This is a genomic window from Brevibacillus reuszeri, from assembly GCF_001187725.1.
Taxonomy (GTDB): Bacteria; Bacillota; Bacilli; order Brevibacillales; family Brevibacillaceae; genus Brevibacillus; species Brevibacillus reuszeri.
Genome location: NZ_LGIQ01000009.1, coordinates 1,966,675 through 1,988,413 on the forward strand (window position 1 = coordinate 1,966,675; position 21,739 = coordinate 1,988,413).

Below are 21,739 nucleotides of genomic sequence, written 5' to 3' on the forward strand. Positions count from 1 at the left end.
TATCTTATCATGTAGTGTGTACTAGGGACAGTTGGAGTGCAGAGTCTGCTATAAAAGATTGAATTTTTAGTTTTTAACGATTAAAATATTTTTATCAAAAGAATGGAAGGTGATACTGTGATTACCATCAAGTCGATGAGCGAATGTACTTTTGCCGAAGTTACAAAAGCATGGAACAGAGGCTTTGAAGGCTATTTTTTACCCGTTTCGATGACCGAGGAGAGCCTGGTCCAGCGTCTTGGGGCAGAGGGCTATGTCATGTCCTTATCCGTTGTGGCTTTTGATGGAACAGAGCCAGTCGGTTTAGTAGCGAGTGGACTAAGAACGATCGGAAATCAAAGGGTGGCGTGGAACGGCGGGACAGGTGTAGCGACGGAGTATCGCCGAAAGGGAGTTGGGCGCTTGCTAATTCATGCCACGCTTGAACGGTACCAGGAGGTGGGAGTGGATGTAGCTACACTGGAGGCGCTCAGCCAAAATGAAAAGGCCATCGCACTCTATGAGCAGCTGGGCTATCAGCTGGATGATCGACTGCTGTTTTGGCAACGGATGGACGCGCTTCCTGAGCAGGCATTTGGAGAGCCCACAGATGGGCGTTATCAGGTGAGAGCGGCTCTGGTGCAGGAAATAGCGGGATTGCCCATTTACCGTTCAGATGTACCATGGCAAAACCAGTGGCTGAGCTTGCGGGATGCACAAGCCCTGGTAGTAGAAGATCAGGATGGGCAGGCAGTTGGTTATGCGATGTATAAAATCGTGCTGAATGACGATGGCAAGCTAGGTGCGATTGTTCTGCGCCAATGTGCTGCACAGCCAGGTCATCCCGATGCCAAAAACATTCTGCGTACCGCACTAGCTTCTGTGTACGCTCCGCATGAGGTGGAGTGCCGCCGGTCGACGTTCAATTTGCGAGCATCTGACGAAATGCTGTTCGCGTTATTGGCTGAGGCAGGCTTTGAATCATCCGGCACGGAGCAGGTGTATATGAGCAAGCAGATGGAAAAAGAAGCAGTGGTCGAGTAAGCAGCCTCGATGAGCGATTAGTGCTGGCAGTTGGTACAAGCAAAAACCTTGCGTGAGGATAGTTTGCTTTGGACAATCGATTGTCCACAACGCGGGCAAGGCTCTTCACCGCGATCATATACCCGGCAACGGTCGTCGAAACCACCCGTTAACGGATCGTCACGGTAAAGGGATGGCTTCATATAGCCGCCAAACTGAATCGCTTCTTTTAAAACGTTTTGCATGGATTGATAGAGTCTTTGGATCTCCTCGGTGGACAGCTCGGGAATGCGTCTGGTCGGCAGGATTTGAGCGTCAAAGCAGATTTCATCTGAATAGCAGTTGCCAATTCCGGAAAGCCAATGCTGATCAACAAGCGTTGTTTTGAGAACGCCTCGTTTTTCTGCGAGCAGCTCTGTGAAACGGGTGAGGGTAAAGGCAGGATCTAACGGTTCGGGACCAAGTGAGTCAAGCCGCTCGTCTAGCTGACCGGTCGTGAGCAAATGCAGATAGCCTAGACGCAGTCCATGAAAATAAAGTAGGTGCTGGTCAAACGAGAGTGTGACTTGGGCAGTGCGCTCCAGCTTGTCTTCGGCTGAGCCGTAATAAAGAAAGCCTCCGAGCATCAAGTGAAGCAGCAATACATGTCCGCTTTCCAAATGAAACAACAGGTGCTTGGCACGGCGATCCACGAGTGTGATCCGGTTTCTCAGTAAAACCCGGTCAAATTCTGCCGGAGACAGATTAATCGTTTTTTCCCGTTGCACATGGGTAGCAGTAATCGTTCGTCCACCGATGCGGTCCTGTAACAAACGACGGTATGTTTCCATTTCCGGCAATTCAGGCATGACTTTCCTCTCCTTGCGCGCAGCTGCATTTTTACATAGCGTCTCCAGCAGGAGAAAGCGTAATCCGGGCTCTGCCTCTTTTCTAGAGTGGCAGGGTTTTTTTCTGTGAAAAACTTCTCGACATAAAGTGGATGTGACCGCTTGAGGTCAAACACTTTTGTTCCCCGACGAGAGGGGAAAACGGTCATGACCGTTTTGTTTTAGACAAGATTACCAACCCCATGTTCAAATCGGGTAATATAGTATTAAGAGGTGGTTCAAAAAGTCTTCTTTTTGAACACGAACGAAAAGAGTATGACCCAAGTATATTGGCACGGACAGGAGATCGTATCATGCAAAAAGTAGAATTGATCGCTACGGCGACTTTTGGTTTGGAATCAGTAGTGGCAGAAGAGGTAAAAGCTCTTGGCTACGGACCCGTCCAGGTAGAAAATGGAAAGGTTACATTCACGGCAGATATTTCTGCTATTCCGCGCACAAATTTATGGTTACGAACTGCCGATCGCGTGCGTCTAAAGATTGGGGAGTTCAAAGCGACCACCTTTGACGAGCTGTTTGAAAAGACAAAGGCTCTGCCATGGGCGGATTGGATTACGGAAGACGCAGCATTTCCAGTGGAAGGCAAGTCGGTCAAGTCAACGTTGTACAGTATTTCGGATTGCCAAGCTATCGTGAAAAAAGCGGTAGTAGAAAGCTTGAAAAAGAAGTACAAGACAGAATGGTTTGAGGAGCAGGGACCTTTGTACAAGATCGAGGTCGCTCTTCTGAAGGACGTGGCGACCTTGACGATTGACACGTCTGGGCCGGGCTTGCACAAGCGGGGTTACCGGGAACTAATTGGTACCGCTCCGTTAAAGGAAACGATGGCAGCGGCATTGATCCTGTTGTCACGCTGGAAGCCGGATCGCGTATTCATGGACCCTTTCTGTGGTTCTGGGACAATCCCGATCGAAGCAGCGCTCATCGGTCAAAACATCGCCCCAGGCATGAACCGGGAGTTTGTGTCCGAGAGCTGGCCCGTCATTCCCAAAACAGCTTGGCGTGAAGCACGTGCTGAAACGCATGATAAGGCTCGCTATGATCAAAAGCTGGAGATCATCGGTACCGATATGGACGATGAGATTCTACAAATTGCACGCCGGAATGCAGGAGAAGCAGGTGTAGATGATTTGATCCATTTTCAGCGTATGGATGTACGGGATGTAAGAACCAAGCGCAAATACGGCTACTTGATCTGCAATCCACCGTACGGTGAACGACTGGGTGAGTGGAAGCAGGTAAGCCGCATGTATGGCGAGATGGGCAAGACCTTTGCTGCGATGGATACGTGGTCGTTTTACGTCATTACGTCGGACGAGCTGTTTGAAGAGCATTTTGGACGCACAGCAAGCAAAAAGCGAAAGCTCTACAACGGGAATATGAAGGTAGATTACTACCAGTTTTTTGGCCCAAAACCACCACGTCAGCAGTTGGCTTCCCCCAATGTAATAACTGAGTAACAGACAGAAGGGCCATTTTGGAGGAGAAAAAGCAATGAGTAAGAAACGATTTGGAAGTCGGATGCTGGCAGCTTGTTTGGCAGTAACCACTTTGCTGGTTCAAACCGCGCCGCTGGCTTCTGCCAGTACCGATCCAGAAAAGCAGACGACGGAAAAGCCGCAGCCAGAAAAGCAGACGGTCATGTTTTCTGATATCGAGAACAGCTACGCCCGCAATGCTGTAAACAGACTGGTTGGGCTTCATTTGATCAACGGTCAGGGGAACGACCGCTTCAACCCGCACAATAGCATCTCCCGTCAAGACATTGCGGTACTGTTAACAAAGGTAATGGGGCTGCAGCCCAAAAGCGTGGAGGACGCACGTTTTGAAGATGTACCTCTAAATAGCCCTTATGCGTCTTATGTATACGGTCTTCAAGAGATGAAGGTAATGAATGGTCGAAACGATCAAACACTCGGTTCTACTGATCCTTTGACCCGGCAAGAGCTGGCCGTGATGCTTTCTCGCTTGATGAAAGCAGGGGGTGTCAAAAAAACAGCGACAACTAACGAGTTAGCCTACTCTGACGAGGACGAAATCGCGGATTACGCCAAGGAGGCAATCCACGAGGTGACCAATCAACGCTGGATGCAGGGGAATGGCGGAAAGTTCAATCCTGCAGGAATCGTGACACGCGCTGATGCCGTGGTCATTGCGGAGCGTATTTTAGAATCCAGATACCAACAGGCAGAGCAGGCGAATTTTACGGTGAATACACAAGTGCTGAGCCTTTTGGCAGGGACGAGCGAGCGCGTGAGGGTCACGGGCGTAAACGGAGAGATGCTTCCATTTACACCGATCTTTGCTTTTGATCGCCCTGAGCTGGGAACGGTGCTGGCAGACGGAACATTCGTTGCCGGACCTACCCCAGGAAAAGGAAACATAACGGTCACTATGGGATACAAAACGGTGATGATTCCTGTTGAAATCAAAAATGAAGAAAAGCCACCTGCGCAAGTGGAGGAAAAGGGGGCAGGCACAGCCGATTCTACTGCCTCTACTCCGGCAGCACAGGATAACAAGGCGAAAGCAGGGGACAGCGATCAAAAGACTGACCCGGCAGCCGCTGGCGAGACGAAAGATCCGTCTGCTCCAGTAGAGTCCACAGATCCGTCCGAACCTGCCGAGCAGGAAGAGCTGATCAATGTGGCACCGGGAAGCTTTACATCCGTGGACACGTTTGGGCAACCGGATTCGTATTTCCGTGAGATCGAAAAGCAATATCCAGGTCCTGTTGGCGGGTTGGTAACTCCTTCTCAGGATTGGACCGGATATAACCGTCAGTTTGGACGAAAGGTAACCGTCGCCTTGGCTGAGGAAAAACCTTTGGAAAAAGTCACGCTCACTTTCAAGCATCAGAAGTCATCGGGGATTACAATACCTGAGTACATGGATGTAGAAGTATCGCGTGATGGCAAGGCGTGGTCCTATGCAGGAAGATCTTTGCATGATGTAGCGCAGTCAGAAGCAAAGATTGTAGAACGTACGCTGACCGTAATGCTGCCGGACGTAGAAACCCGGTATGTACGCGTATCGTTCCCGGTAAAAGTATTTACTTTCGCCCGCCAGCTAGAGGTATGGGCAAAATCAAGCAATCATTGGGAAGGCGGGCCAGTTTTACTGCCACCGCCAAGTCCAACACAGTTGATGGAAGATAAAAAGGCAGGCAATCGGGTAGAGAATATGCTTCTGGCTTATTCGGGATCTTACGGAGATCGCGGCACCTGGTCTATGGAAGACTTTTTGCCGATGGTAGGCTACCGCACAGCGGATGGCTACATGCGTGATCAGATGTTTGACACGATCCTCTTTTTGCCTTATCAAAACATGCCTGTCACCAAGGATGGCTGGCAGAGCTACATGAACGATCTGTTTGGCTCAGGGAAGCAGCTGGATGCTCTGAACAAGGCGATGCGGGAGTACAATCGTTTGCGCGGAACCCTGTATACGACGCCAACACAGGAAAACGTAGTTCTCGCACTGCCTTATCCGAATGCCAATCAGACCAATTTTGGAAAAATGGCTTCGGATAAACCTTCTCTCTCGTTTAACGCTGCGACGATTGGCGAGGAGCAGGCGTATTTGAATCGCAAGCAAGCTCTAGAGTGGTACTTCCAGGAGCTGCAAAAGCGCTGGAACAAAGAAGGCTACGCGTACCTCAAGCTGGAGGGCATTTACTGGTTCCATGAGCTTATCGATGATAGTGCACCAAAGGAGCGCGAGCTGATCCGCAGTACAGCGAGCATGGTGCATGACAACGCACTTCGTTTTTATTGGATTCCGTATTTTGGTGCGCCAGGAGTGGAAGAGTGGAAGTCCTTGTATTTCGACTATGCCTTCCTGCAGCCGAACTATTACAATGACAAACCTGTTGGGCTTGATCGTATTGAAGGGGTGCTCGAGGTTGTCAGCAAGTACGGCATGGGTGTAGAAATTGAAGGAGACGAGCGGATGTACAAGGATCCGAAGTTCTATCAGATTTACTACAACCAGCTGGTTGCAGCACGTAGGCTGGGAATGGATAAAAACAATGTACATGCGTATTACTACGGTTCCAAAACGTTGATCGAGGCAGCGAACAACAAAGACTCGGTCATGCGCGCCATTTACGACGATACGTATAAATGGATGCGGGGACGTTTTGACCGGGAAGAGTACTTTGAGGCAAACGAAATGCCGTAGTTTGCTTGAATAAGGTTAAAGTCAGAGCTTGTTTCCTTAACCGGGAAGCAGGCTCTTTTTTTCTGCCCCCTCCGTCCCCAAGCCAAGCCCCAGTCGCCAATCATTGCATTTCATGATGCTCCCGGGTGGATACTCGAAATCGCATTCGCTGACAAGCGAAAAGTTCAGCTTGCGGCAAATTCTATTTGATGCGGCATTGTTCACGGAGGGAAACGCATGGATGGATGTGTGCTTTTGCTCAGCTCTACAGTGAGCGATAACCTCTGCTACCGCAGCTGACGCAATGCCTTTTCCCTGATAGGTGGGAAGGATGCTCCAGCCGATTTCGTACACGGCTTCTCCTTGCCAAGAGCGCTCCCAATAGCCGACACTGCCAACGGATGTCATCTCTGGCAGGAGGGTGACACGGAACATACACCCTGACTCTTTCCCCAAGGTGTTCACGTACCGATTGTGCCGGCTGACGACCTGTTCCTCTGTTTCCGGCCCTCCTAAATGCTCCGTCATCTCGGAGGCGTTCAAGAGATGCAGCAACGGAAGGTCTTCCTCAGACCAAGGGTGAATACGTACTTGAGATGCATTCATCTGTTCCGACATACGCTCACTTCCATTCAAGGTTCTTGTTATCAGGATGAGAATTGTCTGATAAATAAATCATATCAGAACAAACGTTCGCAATCAATACAAACTTTTCCATAGAAAAACCGCGTTCTCTACTGTCAGCATGTCTAGTAGAGTCGCGCGGGGAATTTACTACCGGTTTATTAACGCCAAAAAGCAGTACGGCTTCCAGGATTGATCTGTATGTGCTCATTGACCAAATCGCGCAAAAGAGCTTCTCGTGTAGCGAATAGCTGTGGGCACGGATGATAGTAGTCTCTGCCGTTGGAACACGTTTTCCCGAAGAAGGGGATGCCTGATGCAGCAATTCGTTGTAGCCACGATTGCTTGAGCAGGGGGAGGTATTGCCAGGAAGCTTTCGTTTGGCAGCCCCACCCGAGTAAAATCCACGGATGCTGCTGTAGCTCCTGGATCGGTACCAGCTGTTCGCTGATGGTAGTCTCGCCGTTCTCCACGAGCTTTTCAAAAGTGGCAATGGCGTCAACGGATCGAGGGTTTTGCAATGTAAACAGATTGTAGATGGTAAATCTGCCATCGAGCGATCGATTTTGATAGATTTCCGCCACCAGCTTGACCAGTTGCTGCATCGTGGGATCAAGTGTAATCTGGCCCATGATCGAATGATTCGGAGCAGGTCTTTCCCGGAAAAGAGTTGCGGAGCCTGGGTTAAGCAACAGACAGCTGCCCAGTGATTGAGCGCCAGTGCCCCATTGGATATAGGTAGATGTGCGATATACATGCTCTCCTGATTGACTGAATGTAGCAAAAGCCTGCAGCTGGTTCATGAGAAAACCTCCTAGCTATTCATTCAGCTTGCTCGTCATTACTATATGCTAGACTTGGCCAACTAGTACGATTTCATTGAAAAACCTGGCTTTGCGCAAAAAAGCCGACCTATGGTGAAGGTCGACTTGTAGACTAGCAACGATTATCCTTTTTGCTCTGATGGAATCATGCGGAACAAGACGATGTACAAATACGCACTGACCAGAGAAATGGCCAAGATGATCCCGAATACACCGACTGGTGCTAGCCATTGCGATAACCCGATTGTCATGGGAGCAATAAAGCGTCCGATGGAAAATTGCAGGGACGAGGCTCCCATATACTGACCCCTGGCGTCTTCGGGCGAGTATTTGCTAATAAAGCTTTGCGCGACTGGAGTACGAATCAGTTCCCCCAGAGTGAGAATCGCCATGCAGCCGAACAAAAGCCAAATGTTTGACGTAAAGGCCATCAGGAACATGCCTAAGCCGTACAGGACAGAAGAAATGACCAGGCTGTTGCGGTCGCTCCAATGCTGGAACCACTGTGTAACAGGCAATGTAAACAAAACAACCAAGAGACCATTTAGCCCCATCAGCCAGCCAAATGCACTTGTCCCCCCGATAGAGAAGCTCCAATCGCCCCAGGAAAACAGCGGCTGGGACATGACGTGCTCTTTTACGTATAAGGCCATATAAATATCAAGCTGCATAAATCCGATTGCGACGAATATTCCTGCGAGAATGTAGAGGGCAAAAACTTTATCGCGGAAGATGATGGAATAGCTTTTGAATTGCTGAGTCAGGGAAAAACGTTCCTTGGCTTTCTCACGACGTACTTCTTCGGGCAAGGTTTCCTTGATTAAAAAGAAGATGGCGATCAAATAAAGCAATTCAATGATGGTACAGACAAGCAATAATTCAAAGCGATAATGAACAAAGAAAAACGATCCCAGGACAGGTCCTGCTACTACCCCAATGTTCATGGCTGTGTAAAATGTCGCAAAAACGATACGTCGATCTTCTTCAGTAGTCAGATCCGCCACCATGGCAGAGCTGGCAGGCCAGTATAGGGCACCTGCGATTCCAATCCCGATGAACGCAAAATAGTCCATCAAAGGGGAGGTGGAGAATGTAAACAAGGCAAACATCACAGTCGACATGGATAGGGAGAGGAGCATTGTAAATCTGCGCCCGACTTTATCCGAGAGATAGCCTCCAAACAGGTTGGAAAGCATTCCGAGGAGCGGTGGCACCATCAGGAGGAGACCAGCAACGTCTTTGCCGAATGTATCGCTGAAATAGAGCGCCATAAAGGGAAAGTACATCCAAAAGAAAGTATGGGTGATCAATTCGCCGAAAAGACGTACTTTTAAATTGAGATCCCATGAACGCCAATGCATGACAAGTATTCCTCCATTCGTATTTTGGTTCTTCGCCGACAGGTGCCGTGCTCATGCTCTATACAAAACGGTGATGACCGTATTGTTTGACCGCAAGCGGTCACATCCACTTTTTTACGAAAAGCGTCGAGACGTTTGTCACAGGAAAAAGCGCAAACGGTAGAGAGACGATGCTCTTCCGCTTGCGCTTTGCCGAACGATAGAAAAGGGTGGGAAAAACAGCCGGGAAAACGGGAGAACGAAAGAAACGGTCTATGTCCAAGCGATTCTTGGTACAAAAAACCGACAACACCCCGTAAAACTGGCGCCCACATCATATCGGGAAAAGACGGAAGCGGTTCAGGCAACCTGCAGCTTCTAGCTTTCGATAAGGTTGTAAGAGGCAGTGCCCCTCACAAAAGGCCCTACCTAAGCGCAGAGAACTACAGCAATTACCATGAACCAACACTCCCGTCCTTCAAAATTTTTTCACAGATAAACTCTTGTTGACTAGGATACTCTAGATGACAGAATAATTGCAAGAAAAATTTTCACCGTTTTTTGGAAACGACGGAAATCGTTCCTGGGTGCTCTGTTACCACTTCCCCAATGACTTTTGCCCAGCTGATACCGCGTACATGCAGGTCCTCTAGCAGGCGATAACCGTCCTCTGCAGGCAAGCTGATCAATAGTCCACCAGAAGTAATGGCGTCGCATAAAATCATGCGATCAAGCTCCTCCATCTCCTCAGGAAATTGCACGCGATCGGCGACCCAGCGGAAATTGGACTTGCTTCCTCCGGGAATAATCCCTTGCTCTGCCAGCTCACGTGTACCAGGAAGGATTGGAACCTGATCCGCATAAATCCGGATTCCTGCCTTGCTGCCTTCTGCCATTTCGAGAGAGTGACCCATCAGTCCAAAGCCTGTCACATCGGTGCAGGCGTTGACGGGGTAAGCCTCCATGCATTCTGCTGCGTACTTGTTCAGTGTTGCCATCACAGTCATGACTCGCTCCGTTTGCTCAGCAGAGAGAGCGTCACGCTTGATCGCGGTTGTTTGAATCCCTACGCCAATCGGCTTGGTTAAAATGAGCACATCTCCTGGCTTTGCTGTCGCATTGGTAAGGACGCGGGAAGGATGGATGGTGCCTGTGACAGAGAGTCCGAATTTTGGCTCAGGATCGTCAATCGAGTGACCGCCAACCAGCACGGCGCCAGCCTCTGCAACTTTATCTGCCGCTCCTCGCAGGATTTCGGTCAGGATGGACGGGTCCAGCTTGGAGATGGGGAAGCCGACGATATTGAGTACGGTGACAGGTTTGCCGCCCATGGCAAAAACATCACTGATTGCATTGGCAGCAGCAATCTGACCAAACCAATAAGGGTCATCCACAATCGGGGTAAAAAAGTCGAGTGTCTGCACAATCGCCAGATCCTCCGTCAGTTGAAAGACGCCAGCGTCATCAGAGGTTTCTACTCCTACGAGCAGGCGCGGATCGCGTACCGGTGGAGCGGGAAGCTTTTTCAAGACAGCGGACAAGGCATCCGGGCTAATCTTGCAACCGCAGCCTCCTTTGGTGGTAAGTGATGTAAGCTTGATAGTCTCTGACATGTTATGACCTCCTACCGTTTGAGGAATAATGGTAAAATTAATAAATCTAGCATAACAGAAGTTAGGGTGACAAAACATTGCAAGAGATAACAGTGGAAGAGCTATTGGTAAAAGGATACGGGAATTTAATAGATGTCCGGTCGCCTGGCGAATTTGCACGGGAGTCGATTCCCGGAGCCGTCAATATCCCTCTGTTTAGCGACCCGGAGCGTGCCCAGGTGGGTACGATGTACAAACGGGAGGGGCAAGCCGCAGCCCAATGGTTAGGCATGCAAATCGTATCCCCGAAAATGGATGCGCTGATGCAGGCAATCCGTCAGCGAGGAGAAGAACAGGGGGAGCCTCCCACGATTTTTTGCTGGCGTGGGGGAATGCGGAGCAGAGCAATGGCAACATTTGCAACGTTTGCAGGCTTGCGGGTAAGACGTCTTCAGGGAGGGTATCGAGCTTATCGTCAGCATGTGCTGGAAACGATTGAGCCATACGAACTGCAAGTACCTGTGTATTTATTGCACGGTATGACGGGAGTAGGAAAAACAGAACTACTCACAAGGCTGGAGGAAAAAGGTCTTCCAGTCATTGACCTGGAGCGGATGGCAGGACATCGCGGTTCGGTGTTTGGGCATATTGGCAAAGGCAAGCCGGCCAACCAGAAGATGTTTGATGCGCGGCTGTTTGAAACACTGCACAACTACAAGGATGCTCCTTTTTTTGTCATGGAGGCGGAGAGCAAACGAATCGGAAATGCCATTTTGCCGTCTTTTTTAATGCAGGCAAAGGAGCAGGCTGTACATATCCTATTGACAGCCCCACTCGAGGTGCGTGTACAGCGCATTTATGACGAGTACGTCACTCCGTATTCGTGGCGGTCCGATTTTGCGGAAAAGGTAGAGCTCGCGTATTCATCGATTGCGAGACGAATGCCTACCGAACAGGCAGCCTTACTGCGAGAAGCACTGCGGGTCAAGGATTATCGCTCTGCGATTGCCTCGCTTCTGGTCTATTACTACGATCCTCGTTATGAAAATAAACAGAGCGATTATGTCAAAGAAATTCAATATCAATTGGAAGCCACCGACTTGAATGATACGGCAATGCAAATTCAATCGCTAATTGAAAAAGGTCAGTCTATTCGGTAAAATATTTTTTGCAGACTGTATGAACTGACCAAAATTGAGCTTTACTTACATATCGAACAATTTGGGAACGGGGGAGATTGTATGTTAGATACACGAATCATCAAGCTGGCAGAAAACCTGCTCTGCCACTCGGTACGCCTGAAGGAAAAAGAAACGCTGCTGATCGAGGTTCGCGGGGAAGGTCACGCGTTGGCAAAGGAACTGGTGAAGCAGGCTTATGCCCTCGGTGCATATCCATTTGTGAGAATGATCGACCCAGCGATCAACCGTGAGCTGATGCTCGGGGCAAGTGAAGCACGTGCAGAGCATCTGGTGAAATGGGAAGAGCCGATGTTCAAGGATTTGGATACGTTAATCGTCATCAATGGACCTGTCAATGACAGCGAGATGTCGGATGTTCCGGTAGAGCGTCGCCGCGCACATCAAAATGTGATGCAGGAGCTAAATGATTACTTGGTCTCCAATGTTCGCTGGACACTGCTCAACTACCCAACCGCAGCGATGGCACAAAGCGCGAACATGTCCTCAGAAGCGTTCGAGGATTTTTACTTTGATGTCTGCTCCCTTGATTACAAAAAAATGCATGAAGCGTTTTTGCCATTGAAAGACCTGATGGATCGTACAGACAAGGTAAGACTGGTTGGACCAGGCACAGACCTGACCTTCTCGATCAAAGATATTCCCAATGTCATCTGCTCCGGGCTGCGCAACATTCCGGACGGGGAAATTTTTACGGCACCTGTACGTGACTCGGTCAATGGCAAAATTACGTACAATACAGCGACAAGCTATATGGGCACCAAGTTTGAAAACGTCAGCCTGACCTTCGAAAATGGGAAAATTATCGAGGCGACTGCCAACCATACAGAAAAACTGAATCAAATCTTTGATACGGATGAGGGAGCGCGCTATATCGGGGAGTTTGCGATTGGTGTACATCCATACATCCTGCATCCGATGAATGACATTTTGTTTGACGAAAAAATCGCAGGAAGCTTCCATTTCACACCAGGTCGCGCTTATGAAAATGCAGATAACACTAACCGCAGCCAAATCCACTGGGATATGGTAAACATTCAGCGTCCAGAGTATGGTGGAGGCGAAATCTGGTTTGATGATGTTTTGATCCGCAAAGACGGTCTGTTTGTCTTGCCAGAGCTGCAAGGCTTGAACCCGGAAAACCTGAAGGGCTAAGAGTCAAGTAAAGAAAAGAATCGGGGCAGTCCTGTCGTCTGAAGAAGACGTGGGGATTGCCTCTTTTTTGTATCCCCAACCAGAATAAAGGCAAGCTTAACAGTTGAGAGCTTGAAATTTGGAATTAAGAATCTTAAAATAGAGATATTAGCTTGCGGTATCGAATAACTGTCCGCTCTTGTTAAGAGAATAAGACAATAAAGAGGAGGAAGTGCTAGTGGAGATTGGTCTGAGCACATTTGTAGAAACGACGCCGGACGTTCAAACCGGCGAGGTCATAAGCCATGCACAGCGTTTACGTGAGGTAGTTGAGGAGATTGTACTCGCTGATCAGGTCGGATTGGATGTATTCGGAGTAGGCGAGCATCATCGCAAAGACTATGCTGCTTCATCACCAGCGATTGTGCTGGCTGCCGCTGCATCTCAGACAAAACGGATACGGCTGACAAGCGCAGTGACCGTGCTTTCTTCTGCTGATCCCGTGCGTGTATTCCAGGATTTTGCGACGCTTGACGCTATTTCCAATGGTCGGGCGGAAATCATGGCTGGACGAGGTTCTTTTATTGAATCGTTCCCGCTGTTTGGCTACGATTTGCAGGATTACGATGAGCTGTTCGACGAGAAGCTGGAGCTGCTGCTTAAAATACGCACTTCCGAAAAAGTGACATGGAGAGGCGGACATCGACCTGCTATTCAAAATCTGGGTGTCTATCCCCGCCCGGTGCAAGACCCGTTGCCTGTATGGATCGGGAGTGGCGGGAATACTCAATCGGCCATTCGCGCAGGGCTTTTGGGATTGCCGCTCGTTCTTGCCATTATCGGAGGGCGTCCAGTCCAGTTTGCGCCGCTTGTCGAGCTGTATAAGCGGGCAGCAGCCCAGGCTGGTCATGATGTATCTAAGCTGACCGTAGCGTCTCACTCCCACGGCTTTGTGGCAGAGGATACACAGACGGCAGCTGATAAGTTCTTCCCATCTACGCAGCAGGTCATGAACGTTCTTGGGAAAGAACGCGGGTGGGGTCATTATGATCGCTCCACCTTCGATGCGGCACGCAGCTTTGAAGGTGCTCTGTACGTGGGTGACCCGGAAACCGTTGCCCAGAAGATCATCCATCTTCGCAAGCAGGTAGGAATCACACGTTTTATGCTGCATGTACCAGTAGGCACGATGCCACATGATGATGTCATGAACGCAATTCGTCTCCTCGGAACAGAGGTAGCGCCACGGGTTCGCGAGGAAATCGCACGCTGGGAAGCGACGCTGTAAGCACGAGCTCTAAAAAGACACGACCGCCTGCTTTTGCTACAATAGGAAAAAAGCATGGAACAGAGGGATCATTCGTGAGCAGCAAAAACTGGTTGGAATATACCGTCACAGAAGAAGACGCGGGGATGAATGTGGAACAGATCGTCCGGCAAAAGCTGAATGTTTCTGGTCGCATGATGCAGCGTCTGACGAGAAGCAAAGGAATACTGCTCAACCGAAAACAGCCCTTCCTGCAGCGGCAGGTAAAAGCTGGCGACCAAGTAGCTGTACGGGTAGTAGACAGACAGCCTTTGCCCGATGCTTCTCCAGCCGCATCCGAGAGAGTCGTGGCACAGGAGAGTATTCCGACTATTGAATTCTTGTACGAAGACGACCATCTGTTGATCGTGAACAAGCCCGCAGGCATGATGGTACATCCGATCAAGCAAGAGCAAAGCGGTACGCTGGTTCATGTGCTCGCAGATTTATTCTTGGCAAAAGGCGAGCAGCTGAGCATTCATCCGGTGCATCGACTGGACAAAGAAACCTCGGGCGCTATCCTGCTAGCAAAAAGCAGTTACGGTCATCAAATGGCAGACCGCTTGCTGCGCGAAGGCGGTATTCACCGGGAATACCTCGCTGTCATCAATGGAGCTGTGGCAGACGAATCGGGCACGATCGATGCTCCGATCGGCAGAGATCAAAAGCACCCGACAAAGCGCAAGGTGGTAAATACAGGTGATCACGCAGTTACCCATTATGAAGTAACCAAAAGCTCCGCACAGATGAGTCTCGTTCGCGTGTGGCTGGAGACGGGGCGTACGCATCAAATTCGGGTGCATTTTGCCCATATCGGACATCCGCTTGCCGGAGATACGATGTATGGTGCAGCCAGAGGACTGATGCGCAGACAGGCACTGCATGCAGCAGTACTGCACTTTGAGCATCCGGTTAGTAAAGAGGAAATTACTGTGAATGCACCGGTGCCAGCGGATATGAGACGATTGATTCAGGCTGAGTTTCAATAAGACATAAGCAAAAAAGGACTTCCTCGGGAGTCCTTTTTTCTGTAAAAAGCAGGTTGATAACGTAACAGTGTTATGTTACATTGTTTTTGGAGGTGCTGAATATGGATCCGAATGTCATTTCGAAAAAGGAGCTGCTGGAGCTCACGGGGATTTCTTACGGTCAGCTGTATCGTTGGAAAAGGAAAAACTTGATCCCTGAGGACTGGTTTATTCGCCGGGCAACCTTCACCGGTCAGGAAACCTTTTTCCCCAGAGAGCAAATCCTGGACCGGATCGACAAGATCATCAACATGAAGGATGACTTATCGCTGGATGAGCTGGCGGACGTGTTTTCTCCCAATCTGGCTGGCACCAAGCTTACTTTTGTAGAATTATTGGAACGTAACATTGTTTCAAAAACTTCGTTGGAGCTGTTCGTTCACCAGCAAGGGGAGTCAGAGACATACACTTTCCAACAAATCTTGTACGCTTATGTTCTTGAGCGCTTGCTGGTGACCGGAGAGATGAGCTTGGACGAGGGCGCGGGATTGCTGAAAGCCTTGGTCAGCCATTATCCCAAGCTTGAGGGAAAACCGTGCGAGCTCATTTTTGTGCGAAAAATGGGGATTTCTAGTTTTATACTCGTGTCCAGCTCGACTGAGCTGTATTTCGACAGCGGTGTAAAAGTAGTGAAGCGGCTGAACCTAGCCGGATGTATAGAAGAGCTGAAAGCAAAAATTTCGTAGGTATAAAGGAGGCATGATTTATGCAACAGGAAAATCGACCTGATCTGATCATACAAGGCTCCACTAACACTTCAGGAGGCGTATACAACCTGGTCAATGTGCAAGGCTTCGGCAAGATCACGGGTAATGTGGAATGCAGGGAGCTGCGCTGCGCAGGACATGTCACGATTTCTGGCGATGTGCTCTCCTCATTTGGGAAAGTGGAAGGCAATGCTTCGATTAGCGGCAAGGTAGAGATGGACACGCTCGAGGTCTACGGTCAGGTAGATATCAATGGTGATGTCGATTTTACGAAGCTGCGAGTAGATGGCAGTGCCAAGGTACACGGAAGCTTGACTGGTGAAGAAATCAAGGTGCGCGGGTTTTTAAAAACCACTGGAGATTGCGAAGCAGAAGTGTTTGTGGGCAAAGGTGCTTTCTCTGTCGGAGGGCTTTTGAATGCAGGACGCATTGAAGTGCATTTGCATGGAGGCTGTGAAGCAAGAGAAATAGGCGGAGAGCATATCGAGGTACGCAAAGCTGGGAGCAGTACACTCAATAAGCTGCTGAAGCACATTTTTAATAATACCCTTTCGGTAGATACGGTCGAAGGGGATGAAATCTATCTGGAATATACACGAGCCAAGGTTGTTCGCGGTAACAACATCGTCATCGGTCCTGGCTGCGAGATTGATCTGGTCGAGTATGCAACAGATCTCCGTTACGATCCGTCCTCCCAGATTAAAGAACAAATGCGCAGATAGTGACGCTGAGTTGAAAGAGCCTGAGAATATATGTTCAGGCTTTTTTTCTTTGGGCGAAAATGAGCCCGAAAAAATATTTGGGTTGGAAGCGCATGCAAGTATTTACATGCATGCGTGAGCGATATATAATGGCGTTGGAAAATATTGAAATGACAGTAACTACTTGCATGCATAGGAGGTGCGTCATGGAACACCCACCGATCGATCCGTCACTGGGGGGAAAGGCAGAAGAACAGGAGACGCGAGAACGAATCTTGTCAGCCGCGCGGCAATTAATGGCGCAAAAAGGATACAAGGGAGCAACCACGCGTAAAATATCGGAGCTCGCAGGGGTCAATGAAGTAACGATTTTTCGCCATTTCAAAACCAAGGTTGCGATTCTGGAGGAGCTGTTAAAGGATATCCTTGATGTACGGCAGCAGCTGGAGCAAGGAATTCAGGGCGAGTATGCAGATATCAAGCAATTGCTAGTAAATTATGCGAGAACCTATTTCAATTTGCTGGTGGAGCGAAAGGAAATTTTGATGATCTGCATGATTGAAGCGGATAATCAACCAGAGGTCGTCAAGCTATTTAGCAGTCTTCCGGTAACAGCTGTTGATGTCTTGTGCAACAAGCTAAAGGAATTCGAAGAACAAGGGCATTTGCCAAAGGGTGATCCTTGTACGGCTGCCCTGATGTTTATTTCCACCTTCTTCTACGCGTTTATGGCCAAATACCGGGTAAATGTTGATTTGGACATCGAAGAGGAAAAGCTGTTCGAGAACGCTTCAGACATTTTATTGCAAGGAATCAACTGCAAGAAATAACAAAACAGATGATACATAGGAGCGGGGGAAGTCATGAAAAGAAAATGGCTTGTTTCTGTAATGATGCTTGGGATCGTGACGACTACAGCTTGCAGTGGACAACAGCCCGCAGCTGCACCGGTAAAGGAAGTAAAGCACGTAGTGATGGACGCTGTGAAAAAGGAGCAGGCAACGACTGTTTCGGAGCTTTCCGGTACACTGGCACCTTTGGAAGAGGCGATGGTGTCTTTTGAAGTAGGTGGACGGATTGTAGAGCTGAATCGAAACGAAGGGGATACGGTCAAGGCAGGCGATGTACTTGCCAAGGTCAATGCGCAGGACTATTCCCTCCAGGTAGCCTCGTCCAGTGCTGCTGTACAGCAGAGCGCAGCCAATCTGAGCAAGGTAAACAACGGAGCTCGGGAGCAGGAAATTACACAGGCTCGATTGCTGGTGGAAAAAGCGACGATTGGCTATCAGAAAATGCAGGATGATTTCAAGCGCATTGAACAGCTTTATAAAGAAAAGGCGATTTCCAAAAGTGATTTCGACAGCGCTCAGAATGGCTTGACCTTATCGCAAAAGGACTTGGAAAATGCTCAGCAGGCTTACTCACTCGTGACGCAGGGAGCACGTGCCGAAGACAAGGATTTGAGCCGCGCTACTTACAATCAGGCGGTGATTGCACAAGAAGTGGCAGCCAGCTCCTTGGCCAAAACACAGCTGCGCTCCCCGATTAACGGTACGATTATTTCCAAGCTTTCCTCGACTGGCTCACTGGTCGGCTCAGGAACACCTGTTTATCAGGTAGGCAACATCGATACGCTAAAAGTCGTACTGCCAGTGCCAGACCGCGAAATCTCCATGTGGAAAGAGGGAGAGGTCGTCTCTCTTGATCTTTATGGGCAAAAACGAGAAGGCAAGGTAACGAAAATCTTTCCTGCCACGAATCAAAGCACCGGAACGATTGGTGTGGAGGTGCAGATTGCAAACGCCAAGCATGACTGGTATGCCGGTCAGGTAGTAAAAGCGACCAAGACGATTCAGGGACAGGTCGGCATCTATGCACCTGTAGAGGCTGTCATCAGCAGAGGAAATAACGATGCACATGTCTTTATCAATCAGGATGGCAAGGCGGTCAAAACCAGTGTAGAGATTGGTCAGATTACAAACGACAAGCTGGAGATTAAAAGTGGCTTGAAAGAGGGGGACCAACTGATCGTCAAGGGTGTTGACCGTTTGTTTGACGGCGACCCAATCGAGACGGCAGGAGGTACACAACCGTGATCGAGTATATCGTCCGCAAGCGCAAGATTACCCTGCTGTTTTTCACAATGGTTGTGCTTGTCGGTTTTATGAGCTTTTTCCAGCTGCCGAAGCAAGAGTCACCCGATATTATTGTCAATATGGCGATCGTTACGACCATTTACCCTGGGGCTTCTCCGGAAAAGGTAGAGCAGACAGTAACGAAAAAGCTGGAAGAAAAAATAAACGAGCTGCAAGGCTTAAACTACATCTCTTCCACTTCATCACTCGGTGTTTCCTCGATCATGGTGGAGACCAAAGGCGATGTGGACCCGAAGCAAAAATGGGATGAGCTGCGGAAAAAGGTAAAGGACGCAGAGGCGGACCTGCCCGCAGACGCCAAACAGCCGATAATTAATGACGATTTGAACCGTACCTTTGTCCAAAGCTTTGCAGTTACAGCAGACACAAAAGAAGAGCTGTACAGCCTGCGGACGATGATCAAATCATGGAAAGACCAGCTGCGTACTCTCCCGAATGTAGCGGATGTACTGGTCGAAGGATTACCCAAGCAAGAGGTTCACATCGAGGTCGATACACAAAAGCTGAGTCAGTATGGAATTACCTGGGGCCAAGTGATGATGGCTGTCAAAAAAGAAAATGAGAAAATTCCACTTGGCGATTTAACTACCGACAAACGTACCTATCAGCTGAAGCTGGCAGAAAACGAAGATGTCGAAGAATTGAATAAGGTCATTATTTCTCGCTCCAAAGACGGCTTCCCGATTTACTTGAAGGACATCGGGTCGGTGAAAATGGCGACAGAAACCGTCGCTTTCAATTCCTACTTTAACGGGAAGCCAGCGATTACGCTCAGTGTAAACGCAGAGACAGGTAGTGACGTGCCCTCTCTGCAAAAACGACTGGATGAAATGATGCTCACCCTGGATAAATCATTGCCAGTTTGGGCGGAAAGACATTCCATTTACAGTCAAAATGAACGGGTGGATGATCTGTTTAGCGATCTTACCCGGGAAATGATAATCGCGGTCTTTGCCGTTTTGCTGGTTTGTACACTCGGCTTAAATGTCATTACATCTTTTGTTGTGGCGCTGGCGATCCCCATCTCGCTTGCAGTCGGACTTTTGTTCCTGCCGTCATTGGGCATTTCGCTGAACATGATTTCGATTGTTTCCTTGATCATTGTTCTCGGAATTTTGGTGGATGACGCGGTTGTTGTGAATGACAATATCGAGCGCCGTCTGTCCGTTCTCGGGGAAAAGCCTTTACGAGCAGCTGTTAACGGTGCAAAGGAAGTATCCATTTCGATTATTACGGCTACTTTGGCAACGATTGCTTCGTTCGCTCCGCTCATGTTTCTGAATGGTAACGTAGGTCAGTTTATTCGTCCTGTTCCTGCGATTATTTCCCTGACAATGCTGGCGTCCATGATCATGTCCTTGACAATTATTCCGATTTTCCGTCAATGGTACGAAATGAGACGTAAAGCAGGCGTCGAAGGGTATCGCAAGCCAGCGGGTCTATTAGGCAAACAATTGACACAGCTGACTCATTGGTATGCAGGTCGCCTGATGCCGCGCATTTTGAAACGGCCGCTTTTGGCGGGTATGGTTGGAGTCATGATTGGGACTGCTGCATACGGATTGATTCCACTCACCCCTGTGGAGCTGTTTCCAGTCGACGATCGACCGCAATTTCTCGTCGATGTACGTGTTCCGGTCGGCAGCAGCCTGGAAGAAACGGATCGGGTAGTGACAGGTGTTTCTGATTGGATACGGAAGCAGCCAGCTATTGAAACCGTAGCAGCCTATAGTGGCGGCAGTGCTCCGAAGATGTTTGGCGGAGATACGGCAGCTGGCAGCGGCATTACTGCAGGGCAGCTTGTCATCCGCTATAACAAAAAGGAAACGAAGATAGAAAACATCATCGAGCCATGGACAGAAGAATTTAAGAAAATGTATCCAGAGGCAACGATTATTCCCAAGCAATTGGAGGCGGGTCCTCCCGTCGGCAAGCCGGTTGTCATTCGCATCTATGGAGATGATATCGAGACGCTACGCTCTCTGTCTGCGCAAGTCAAAGACAAGGTTGCCAGCTTAGCAGGCACTTCAGACGTACAGGATGACTTTGGAGTTCAGCGTCATACACTGGAGTTTGTCGTTAACAAAGAGCTGATGGAGCAAAAGCTCGTGAACTACACGGATTTGTCCCAAACGCTTCGTCTGGTGAGCGAGGGAATTACCGTAAGTGAGTTTGATACGGGCAGTGATTTGGTGGACATGAAGCTGTTTTTGCAAAAAGCAGATGAGGAACCGTCGATTTTGTTCCAAAGGCTCAGTATTGCCAATGCACGGGGAGAGCTGATCCCGCTTTCTCAGCTGGCAGAAATGAAGCCAACCTTTAGTACCCAGAAGATTCCGCATCGTAATTTATCCCGTACCGTGACGATTTCAAGTGATGTAAAAGGACGGACAGCTACGGAAGTGATGGCAGAAATAACGCCGATGCTGTCTGGCATGTCCCTGCCAGAAGGATATCGCTTTGAAATCGGCGGGGAAACCTCCGAGCAGACCGATATTTTCATCGATATGGGGAAACTGTCGATTCTCGTAGTGTTCCTGATTTTGATTTTGATCGCAATGCAATTCTACTCGCTTACGATTCCGGTGCTGGTCATGAGTACCGTGTACCTCGCAGTGGCAGGTAGCTTAATTGGCTTGTTTGTCACACAGACACCTCTTGGGTTTATGACCATGATGGGCGTCATCTCACTGTCAGGGATTGTCGTGAGGAACGGGATTGTGTTCATCGAATTTATCGAAGAGGCGCGTCACGAAGGCGTGGAGCTGAAGCAAGCGGTGATTCATGCGGGCGAGGCACGCTTGCGGCCGATTCTTTTGACCTCACTTACAGCAGTTGCCGGTTTGATGCCACTTGCGATCTCAGGAGATGTCCTGTTCAAGCCACTGGCTGTCACGATTATTTCCGGCCTCTTGTTCTCTACCTTGCTGACGTTGATTGTCGTACCTGCTTTCTATACAGTACTGACGCAGCGCAAAATCAAGAAGCTGGCGAAAAAAGCAGCCAAGCGTCCTGATTTGTATGGACCAGAGGCACAAATGGAATAGATTTACAAAAGGAAACAGCGACAAACGTCCA

The 21,739-nt window shown here is 49.2% G+C and carries 17 protein-coding genes; 12 read left to right on the forward strand and 5 right to left on the reverse strand.

Translation table 11 applies throughout. The features are described 5' to 3' along the window. Positions 1-117 precede the first annotated feature (117 nt). Positions 118-1,023: a GNAT family N-acetyltransferase gene (locus ADS79_RS23635; RefSeq protein WP_049740796.1), complete on the forward strand. Its 906-nt coding sequence runs from the start codon at positions 118-120 to the stop codon at positions 1,021-1,023. Between the two features lie 17 nt (positions 1,024-1,040). Here the strand turns inward: ADS79_RS23635 and ADS79_RS23640 are convergent, their stop codons facing one another. Further along, positions 1,041-1,850, reverse strand: a complete 810-nt coding sequence (locus tag ADS79_RS23640) for an Fpg/Nei family DNA glycosylase (protein ID WP_049740797.1) — start codon at positions 1,848-1,850, stop codon at positions 1,041-1,043. Positions 1,851-2,182: 332 nt separating this feature from the next. On the opposite strand from ADS79_RS23640, the gene ADS79_RS23645 reads away from it, so the two are divergent. Next, positions 2,183-3,349: a THUMP domain-containing class I SAM-dependent RNA methyltransferase gene (locus ADS79_RS23645; RefSeq protein ID WP_049740798.1), complete on the forward strand. Its 1,167-nt coding sequence runs from the start codon at positions 2,183-2,185 to the stop codon at positions 3,347-3,349. A gap of 34 nt (positions 3,350-3,383) precedes the next feature. After that, positions 3,384-6,071, forward strand: coding sequence for a DUF4855 domain-containing protein (locus ADS79_RS23650; RefSeq protein WP_049740799.1), 2,688 nt, complete (start codon positions 3,384-3,386; stop codon positions 6,069-6,071). Between the two features lie 36 nt (positions 6,072-6,107). Here ADS79_RS23650 and ADS79_RS23655 read toward each other — a convergent pair whose 3' ends face one another. The 4 genes from ADS79_RS23655 to selD form a co-directional block, all read right to left on the reverse strand. Next, entirely contained in the window at positions 6,108-6,668 is a 561-nt protein-coding gene (locus ADS79_RS23655; RefSeq protein ID WP_084766035.1) for a GNAT family N-acetyltransferase, read from the reverse strand. Positions 6,669-6,835: 167 nt separating this feature from the next. Further along, entirely contained in the window at positions 6,836-7,477 is a 642-nt protein-coding gene (locus tag ADS79_RS23660) for a hypothetical protein (RefSeq protein ID WP_049740800.1), read from the reverse strand. 143 nt (positions 7,478-7,620) lie between these two features. Beyond that, positions 7,621-8,859 (reverse strand): MDR family MFS transporter, encoded by a 1,239-nt coding sequence (locus ADS79_RS23665; RefSeq protein WP_049740801.1) that lies wholly within the window; start codon positions 8,857-8,859, stop codon positions 7,621-7,623. 530 nt (positions 8,860-9,389) lie between these two features. Further along, the gene (selD, locus tag ADS79_RS23670) at positions 9,390-10,451 is read right to left on the reverse strand and encodes a selenide, water dikinase SelD (RefSeq protein ID WP_049740802.1); all 1,062 of its coding nucleotides are present in this window, start codon (positions 10,449-10,451) and stop codon (positions 9,390-9,392) included. A gap of 77 nt (positions 10,452-10,528) precedes the next feature. Here selD and mnmH point away from each other — a divergent pair, with 77 nt between their 5' ends. From mnmH to ADS79_RS23715, 9 genes are all read left to right on the forward strand, one after another. Further along, on the forward strand, positions 10,529-11,590 hold the full coding sequence (gene mnmH, locus ADS79_RS23675) for a tRNA 2-selenouridine(34) synthase MnmH (protein ID WP_049740803.1): 1,062 nt from the start codon (positions 10,529-10,531) through the stop codon (positions 11,588-11,590). Positions 11,591-11,671: 81 nt separating this feature from the next. Next, positions 11,672-12,784 carry an aminopeptidase gene (locus tag ADS79_RS23680; protein ID WP_049740804.1) on the forward strand — a complete coding sequence of 371 codons (1,113 nt, stop codon included), beginning with the start codon at positions 11,672-11,674 and terminating at the stop codon, positions 12,782-12,784. Positions 12,785-13,001: 217 nt separating this feature from the next. Next, a complete protein-coding gene (locus ADS79_RS23685; RefSeq protein WP_049740805.1) occupies positions 13,002-14,051 on the forward strand; it encodes an LLM class flavin-dependent oxidoreductase in 1,050 nt (349 codons plus the stop codon). A 74-nt stretch (positions 14,052-14,125) separates the two neighbouring features. Next, entirely contained in the window at positions 14,126-15,058 is a 933-nt protein-coding gene (locus ADS79_RS23690) for an RluA family pseudouridine synthase (protein ID WP_049740806.1), read from the forward strand. A 101-nt stretch (positions 15,059-15,159) separates the two neighbouring features. After that, entirely contained in the window at positions 15,160-15,783 is a 624-nt protein-coding gene (locus tag ADS79_RS23695) for a YhbD family protein (RefSeq protein WP_049740807.1), read from the forward strand. A 20-nt stretch (positions 15,784-15,803) separates the two neighbouring features. Continuing rightward, positions 15,804-16,526, forward strand: coding sequence for a polymer-forming cytoskeletal protein (locus ADS79_RS23700; protein ID WP_049740808.1), 723 nt, complete (start codon positions 15,804-15,806; stop codon positions 16,524-16,526). A gap of 185 nt (positions 16,527-16,711) precedes the next feature. Continuing rightward, the gene (locus tag ADS79_RS23705; RefSeq protein ID WP_049740809.1) at positions 16,712-17,335 is read left to right on the forward strand and encodes a TetR/AcrR family transcriptional regulator; all 624 of its coding nucleotides are present in this window, start codon (positions 16,712-16,714) and stop codon (positions 17,333-17,335) included. Between the two features lie 33 nt (positions 17,336-17,368). Further along, on the forward strand, positions 17,369-18,601 hold the full coding sequence (locus ADS79_RS23710; protein WP_049740810.1) for an efflux RND transporter periplasmic adaptor subunit: 1,233 nt from the start codon (positions 17,369-17,371) through the stop codon (positions 18,599-18,601). After that, positions 18,598-21,708 (forward strand): efflux RND transporter permease subunit, encoded by a 3,111-nt coding sequence (locus ADS79_RS23715; RefSeq protein WP_049740811.1) that lies wholly within the window; start codon positions 18,598-18,600, stop codon positions 21,706-21,708. Before ADS79_RS23710 ends, ADS79_RS23715 begins: the two co-directional genes overlap by 4 nt. The last annotated feature ends 31 nt before the right edge of the window (positions 21,709-21,739 follow it).